The organism is Nostoc sp. CHAB 5715 (assembly GCF_020829685.1).
GTDB lineage: Bacteria > Cyanobacteriota > Cyanobacteriia > Cyanobacteriales > Nostocaceae > Nostoc.
This window is the reverse complement of sequence record NZ_JAIVFR010000382.1, coordinates 1-6478: the sequence shown is the minus strand read 5'-3', so window position 1 is coordinate 6478 and position 6478 is coordinate 1. Positions and strand designations below refer to the sequence as shown.

General features: G+C 42.6%; 7 protein-coding genes and 1 pseudogene. 1 reads left to right on the top strand and 7 read right to left on the bottom strand.

The genetic code is table 11. The features are described from left to right. Window positions 1-169: 169 nt before the first annotated feature. The 3 genes from LC574_RS20685 to LC574_RS20675 form a co-directional block, all read right to left on the bottom strand. Window positions 170-916, bottom strand: a complete 747-nt coding sequence (locus LC574_RS20685; protein WP_229455325.1) for an NUDIX domain-containing protein — start codon at window positions 914-916, stop codon at window positions 170-172. Next, window positions 877-1476: a nicotinate-nucleotide adenylyltransferase gene (locus LC574_RS20680; RefSeq protein WP_229455324.1), complete on the bottom strand. Its 600-nt coding sequence runs from the start codon at window positions 1474-1476 to the stop codon at window positions 877-879. The genes LC574_RS20685 and LC574_RS20680 overlap by 40 nt, the downstream gene beginning before the upstream one ends. A gap of 76 nt (window positions 1477-1552) precedes the next feature. After that, on the bottom strand, window positions 1553-2962 hold the full coding sequence (locus LC574_RS20675; protein WP_229455323.1) for a nicotinate phosphoribosyltransferase: 1410 nt from the start codon (window positions 2960-2962) through the stop codon (window positions 1553-1555). Between the two features lie 452 nt (window positions 2963-3414). Here LC574_RS20675 and LC574_RS20670 point away from each other — a divergent pair, with 452 nt between their 5' ends. Then, window positions 3415-3567 carry a hypothetical protein gene (locus LC574_RS20670; protein WP_229455322.1) on the top strand — a complete coding sequence of 51 codons (153 nt, stop codon included), beginning with the start codon at window positions 3415-3417 and terminating at the stop codon, window positions 3565-3567. 904 nt (window positions 3568-4471) lie between these two features. Here LC574_RS20670 and LC574_RS20665 read toward each other — a convergent pair. From LC574_RS20665 to LC574_RS20650, 4 genes and pseudogenes are all read right to left on the bottom strand, one after another. After that, window positions 4472-4678 carry a hypothetical protein gene (locus tag LC574_RS20665; RefSeq protein WP_229455320.1) on the bottom strand — a complete coding sequence of 69 codons (207 nt, stop codon included), beginning with the start codon at window positions 4676-4678 and terminating at the stop codon, window positions 4472-4474. Then, window positions 4652-4772, bottom strand: a pseudogene (locus LC574_RS20660) (transposase); the annotation flags it as partial. The gene LC574_RS20665 and the pseudogene LC574_RS20660, both read right to left, overlap by 27 nt. Window positions 4773-5100: 328 nt before the next feature. Next, window positions 5101-5661, bottom strand: a complete 561-nt coding sequence (locus tag LC574_RS20655; RefSeq protein ID WP_229455318.1) for an antibiotic biosynthesis monooxygenase — start codon at window positions 5659-5661, stop codon at window positions 5101-5103. A gap of 292 nt (window positions 5662-5953) precedes the next feature. Then, window positions 5954-6268, bottom strand: coding sequence for a hypothetical protein (locus LC574_RS20650; protein ID WP_229455316.1), 315 nt, complete (start codon window positions 6266-6268; stop codon window positions 5954-5956). Between the last annotated feature and the right edge of the window lie 210 nt (window positions 6269-6478).

Genomic DNA, 6478 nt, shown 5'->3' with positions numbered 1-6478 from the left:
GGAGTTCCGAGGTGGATGAACGAGGTTCCGAGGTGGATGAACAAGGTTCCGAGGTGGATGAACGAGGTTCTGAGGTGGATGAACGGAGTTCCGAGGTGGATGAACAAGATTCTAACTCTCCCTCATCTCCCTCATCCCCCTCATCCCCCTCATCCCACGTAGCGGTTCATTAAATAAACACCAAAGGCTTATCTTTTAAGGGAGCAAAAGCTTCGGCATCAAACTTATACAAACTAGCTGGACGACCAGCACCTCGTGATATTTTAATTCCGGTATCGCATAAAAAACCTAACTTGAGTAGACGCGCTCTAAAATTAGAATAATCGGAAAAATTGTCACCTAAAACTGTGGCGTATAACTGATATAAATCATTCAAGGTGAACATTTCTGGCAAGACTTCAAAAGCCACCGGACTATACTCTAATTTATTTCGCAACCGCCTATGTCCATAAGCCAAGATTTCATTATGGTCAAAAGCTAATTGCGGCACTTGTTTTACCGGATACCAAGCTATGCCAGTCATGCGATCGGCAATTAATTCGGCTTCTTCAAATCGCACTAGGGCAAAGTAACTAACTGATAGATAACGCACACCATAACTATCAATTGCTTCCCGTGGATCGCGGTTCGGCCCGCCAAATGTATACAGTTGTTCTAAGTAGAGATTGTTGACCTTAATTTTCTCTGCCATAATGCGATAGGCGGCATCTTCTAAAGACTCTCCTGGACGTACTAAAGTACCGGGAAGACTCCAATGATTTAAAAATGGTTCTTGCTGTCGCATTACTAATAAAACTAACAGCCGATTTTGTACAGTATCTACAGAAAAAATTACATTATCAACACCAACCTTGAAATCGGCCAAAGGTTGTTGGTTTAACGGAGTTGGTATCTTTTTTTGTGAACGTCCTGGCATTCGTACAAATGCTCTCGATTAATATAGGCAACTACAGGGGCGGTGAGGGCTTGAGAATCTCCATGTTCGCGGTACGCTGTTGAGGAAACATCTAGACCGGTCAGACTAGCGATCGCAATTTTCCCTCCCAGCTTTTGCACTACCTCTGAACTAGATTCATCTATTGCATATCCCGGTCGCGGTACAATCAGTAGTTGCACTTGCTGTAACAAATCTTCAATACGATACCAACGTGGTAGCTGATTCAGTAAATCTGAACCAATAATCAAGGTTAATTCAGCATCTTCACCCCAAGTAAGCTTTGCTTTTTCCACTGTTTCCAGTGTTCTGAAGCTACTCAATTCTTGTTCTAAAGCAATATTGTGCCGTGGCGCGTCTATATTCGCAATCAACAGTTGCAGCATTGCCGCCCGATGTTCTAAGGGTGTTTGATGGGACTTAAATGGATTATCTGCTGCCCAAACCGCTACCCAATCATAACGCTCAGACAACCAACTCAGAATTTCTTGATGTCCGGCAGTTGGCGGATCGGCACTAGTTCCAAACAAAGCAACTCTCATAATAATTCCTAATTCGTAATTAAGACATACCGAAAGAGTAATTTTACCTCTGTGTTCTCTGTGCCTCTGCGGTAGCCTACGGCAAGCCGCTGGTGCGTCTACGTTTCTTAGTCTCCTCAGTCAACACCCGTAACCCCTCAGAAATTTCCACTTCTACAGCCACCGGATAATCCAAGCGCCGTGTTTCCTGTGGCAAACTAGCAACTGAGGCGGCGGTACGCTGACGAATTGTTGCCAACGACTCCAAAGGCTGTATCCGTTCACCTTCTTGCACTACCAACTGCAACAAAGGTTCTTCTTCTTGAGGAATTTCACCTAAGAGTCCCAACCTGTCTGCTTTTACCTTACCTCCCGAAAACGAGCGAAAAATCTGCTTGCGTCCTGGATAAGTAACCTTACCACTAGACTGCTTCATCACTGGGATACCATCAATGTCTACAAGTTTATAAACTCCATTTACAGGCGAACCTGTAACTAGTCGCGTTCCTAGTCCGTAACCATCAATTTCGGCCCCAGCTGCTTTTAATCTGGCAATTTCCCACTCATCCAAGTCGCCACTGACAAAAATTGGCACACCGGGAAGGAGCGATCGCACCTGTTTTGATAAGGTAACTAAATCTCCTGAGTCCAATCTCACTCCTGTTAATTGCATTTCCCCGGAATTTACTTTTTCGGCCAAGCGCCCGGCAGCAGCAACGGTATCGTAAGTATCAATCAACAATGGCGCACCCGGAAAATATCGATGAAATGCACTAAAAGCTTGTTCTTCAGTGCCTTCTATTGCTGACAACGCCATCACCAGGGCGTGTGCCATAGTACCACTTGGCTTTTGTCCCAGTTGTAGCGCTGCTAACACATTAGAAGTGGAATCTAACCCACCTGCCAACGCCGCCCGCGCCGCCCACAAAGACCCTTGAGGACTAAATGCTCGTCTTGTACCAAATTCTAAAAGTGTTGCTGATTCTCCCGCTATATCCCGTAAGCGTGCTGCTTTTGTGGCAATTAAAGTCTGGTAATTAATCGTATTCAGAAGGTAAGTTTCCACAAGTTGTGCTTGCCAAAGTGGTGCTTCCACTCGCAACAGTGGCTGATTGGCAAAGACGGCTGTTCCTTCTGGTACTGCCCAAACATCACCTGTAAACTTTCCCTCAGCTAAAAGTGACCAAAAGCGATCGCCTGCGTGAGCAAAAATTCCTGTTGCCTGTAATGCCGCAATTTGCGCGGAACTAAAGCGGAATTTGGCTAAATATTCCAATCCCTGCGTCAGCCCCATTGCAATTAAATAACCAAAACCCTCTGGTAATCGCCTGACAAACAATTCAAAGCTTGCTCGTCGTTGTTCTATACCTTCGCCTGTGTAACAAGCTGCCATCGTCAACTGGTAAAGGTCGGTCAGCAAGCTGTAATCATCCGCAGAAAGGTTTAGTTCCTGGTTCTGCTGGCTCTGCTGTTTATATACATAGTCCAAATCTGGCAAAGTTGTCATGCAAGAGCTTCCTTACAAGATGCTTCTCTATTTATGGTAATATTTACCATAAATAATGTCAACTCCCGGCAAGTATATTTTCTGAGATTGCCGTATAACAGTAGGTTCATAGGTAAATTAATACTAACTTCATAAAATACTTAATATTTTTTAATAGTAATAGCTAGCAATAATGTTAATAGGATAAGGTGGCTAATGAAAGAAAATAATATCCTGGTAAGGCAAGTTTGTTTATGAGCCTCTTTCCTAGACTGGGGTTGAAGAAATAACTATGTTACAATTAGAATTAATGAGAAAAGTTTGGCTTTTTGACAAACTAAAGTATTGCGAAGTTATCTAAATAAATATTGCGTATAATCTCAATATATTGAGAATTAGAGCCAGCATTGAATATCAGCATTAGAGTATAGGTATCACAATTAATAGCGACTCGAAATAAGGAGTCAAATATTATGGCTATTTCCCAAATCATTGCGAACATAACCCAGTATATTTCTGAAGCTGCAATGCGGATTTTTGGGCCTAATGATGATGCTTATCCTGTTATTGGCGTACAACCTTTTACAGGTGAGCCTTATGATAAGCGTAAAGATGATAATGATTAGGTGCTGAATATAGGAATCTACCTTGAATAATCATAAGGATCTGAGACCGAAATCTTTGTCCAGCAGGTTTTACCCCACCCTAACCCTCCCCTTATAAAGGGAAGGGAATTAGATTTCTTGTTTCCCCCCTTTATAAGTTGATAAGGAATATCCACGTGAAAAGCTAGTTGCAGGAGGGAATTAGATTTCTTGTTTCCCCCCAATATATCGGGGGGATTAAGGGGGGTAATTCGACTTGTGTGTATACCGTAGCCTCGCTTGCGGGGAGGGGGTTGGGGGTGGGGTTGTGTACCTCATTCAAACGAGAACCGCTATATTACGAGCGAATTTAATTAGTTTTACATTGCATAACATAGTTTGATTTATTCTTGTCCACTTATTTATCGCTCTTTTATGTCTCTGACAAGAGAAAAATAAGATGCTGACCTTGAATCTTTTTCAAAGCCGGAGAAACAAGGTTTTAAATATTTTCTAGTGAGAGTAATAAAAGAGTGTTATATAGCAATCCTATTTGATTTCTGAAAATCGCAAAACTCAGATCCCCGACTTATTAGAGAAGTTGGGAATTTCGTTGTTTACTAATAATTAAATAGGGCTATAGTTGCAATTAAAAATATGAATTTTACGATTTTTATTAACTTGACTTCTCAGGCACGAAATATTACCATAATCTGGTTATGAACTTCAGAGGATGTTTTTAAAGTCTAATTTATTACTCGCGGGGGCGACTAAAAGTCGCGGCTACATAGATACGACCAGAACGCTTGACTGCTCCTTGTTCCATCAATTGTTCTAGAAAAATTGACTCATTTCTTTGACCTGGACTAAGAATAAAAGTTATTGGTTTACCTTTACCCTCACAGCGAATGTGTATTTTTGTACTGAAACTACTCGCGTGTTCGACCTAGTTTTTCGTGTTCATCGCCCCAATATTCCACCTGCGGCGTGAGTCGTGGGCGCGTATAACCGTTCCATCAACGTAGTGAACTTCCCAGTCCAGCCTTCCTTGTAAATCAGCGTAGGCGTAGCCCGCCGCAGGCATCGCTTGTAGGTGGGCTAAGATTTGGTTCCAAATTCCGGCTTTTTGCCAACGATAAAACCTTGCGGCCACACTCTGCCACTTTCCTAACGTTCTGGGAGGTCTCGCCACGGTGCCCCTGTTCTCAGTATCCAGAGGATGCCATTCACAACCTACGGTGGTCATGATTCGGCTTACCTGTTCGTGGTTTTTCTGATGGTAGTAACGATTTTAACCTCTCCCATTGCTCCGTACCTGTCGTCTCCTCGGTTGATCATGACTATACAGCGATCGCCTTTTTTCTAGGATATAACGAGTTTGAAAACACGCCCTAACCCTCCCCTTGGAAAGGGGAGGGAACTAAATTTCCTGTTTCCCCCCTTGGAAAGGGGGGATTAAGGGGGGTAAAACGCCTGTGCATCATGCATTTGAGCTTAAGTTGACACCTATGAGCATTGCTGTGCCCCTACAACAGATGTGGTTCAAATACATGAAAACTGCTGTAATTTCAATCGCTAAACTTTTCGTGATTTAGGATACAGCCAAAAGCTAAACAAACGGCTAACTCTAGGCATGACAACATAGGTCAACAAGAAAACCATAGTAATCGTAACAATCAACGAAATAATTAAAGGTGGTAAACCGCGAAGTAGGGGGACTATAAACGTACTCAACAAATTAATCAACACAAATACAGCTACCCAAGTTAGCAATGCTGTTTTATAGCGCGGTGGAGTTTTCAGTGGTTGACCGGGAAGAGAAAACCAAGCTTCTAATCCACTGATTTGTTGAACATAAGGATCAGATTCAACCAAATGCTTACCTTGATTGAGCCAATATTCGCGATCGCGCGATGTCATCCACGCCTTTAAATTTTCATAACCGTCAAACCGGAAGATAATCACATATTCATTTCGCACCCCAAGTTGGGGACGAATTACATTTGTCCCCATGTGACCAATATATGTTCTGGCAACACTAGTAATATCTTTTAACCAAACTTCGTAAGCGTTTTCGCATCCTGGTTTAACAAGTTGTGTAATGACCACGGTTACAAATTGATCGTCCTGTTCCATCTCCATTAGTTATGTCACCATCAAGTTAATAGTTGTGAGTTTTTGTAACCGTAGCATGGTTGAGTCATATCATGTCCGCTTGATTCCTTATTAAACCTGAAGAACCCCACCCCGCCAAAGCTACGCTTTGTCTCCCCTCCCGAAGAGCGGGGAGGGGATTAAGGGGAGCCAGCGCGGTCTTGGGGGTTTCCCCCATGAGCGACTGGCGTGTGGGGTGCAATGACTATGGGAATCATAACTAATAATGCGAACATGATATTAGAATACACATACATCAGGCTTAGGTGGATCTTTACCGTTTGTGCTGGCGTAATTGCTCTACTATATAGTCTTCCAGTTCTTGCCTTTCTCTCTTACTGGCATTTCGTTGATAAGTTCTTGCTGTTTCTTGCATAAACTTGCGTTTCTCGCTTGGAGAAGATTTGATACCTCCAGTGCCTTGCAGCTTTTGCTGTAATTCTTCCCAAGTCTTTTCACCCACGCTTTCGCCTAGTTTGACCAGTACCTTTGGTAGTAATGTTCTTGCCTCTCTTTGAAAATCCTCTTCTGTCTCAAGGGAAGCTAAATCTATATTGCTGAAGTCGATATCGATTTGAAACTTACTCATAGAATTGTATTTGTTCTTTTAACGATTATTACCACTATAGGGGGAAGATAGATTTTACTTTCCTGCCAATTCTAATACAGCACGGCGTAAATCCAGCTACCATCTAAATTAACAAGGACAAGTTGCTGTGAGCAAATTACCTTTGTTAATGGTTCTGACTTTTCACGGGATCTGGAAAACCTCTCTCTAAATCTCTCTCCTAAAAGGAGA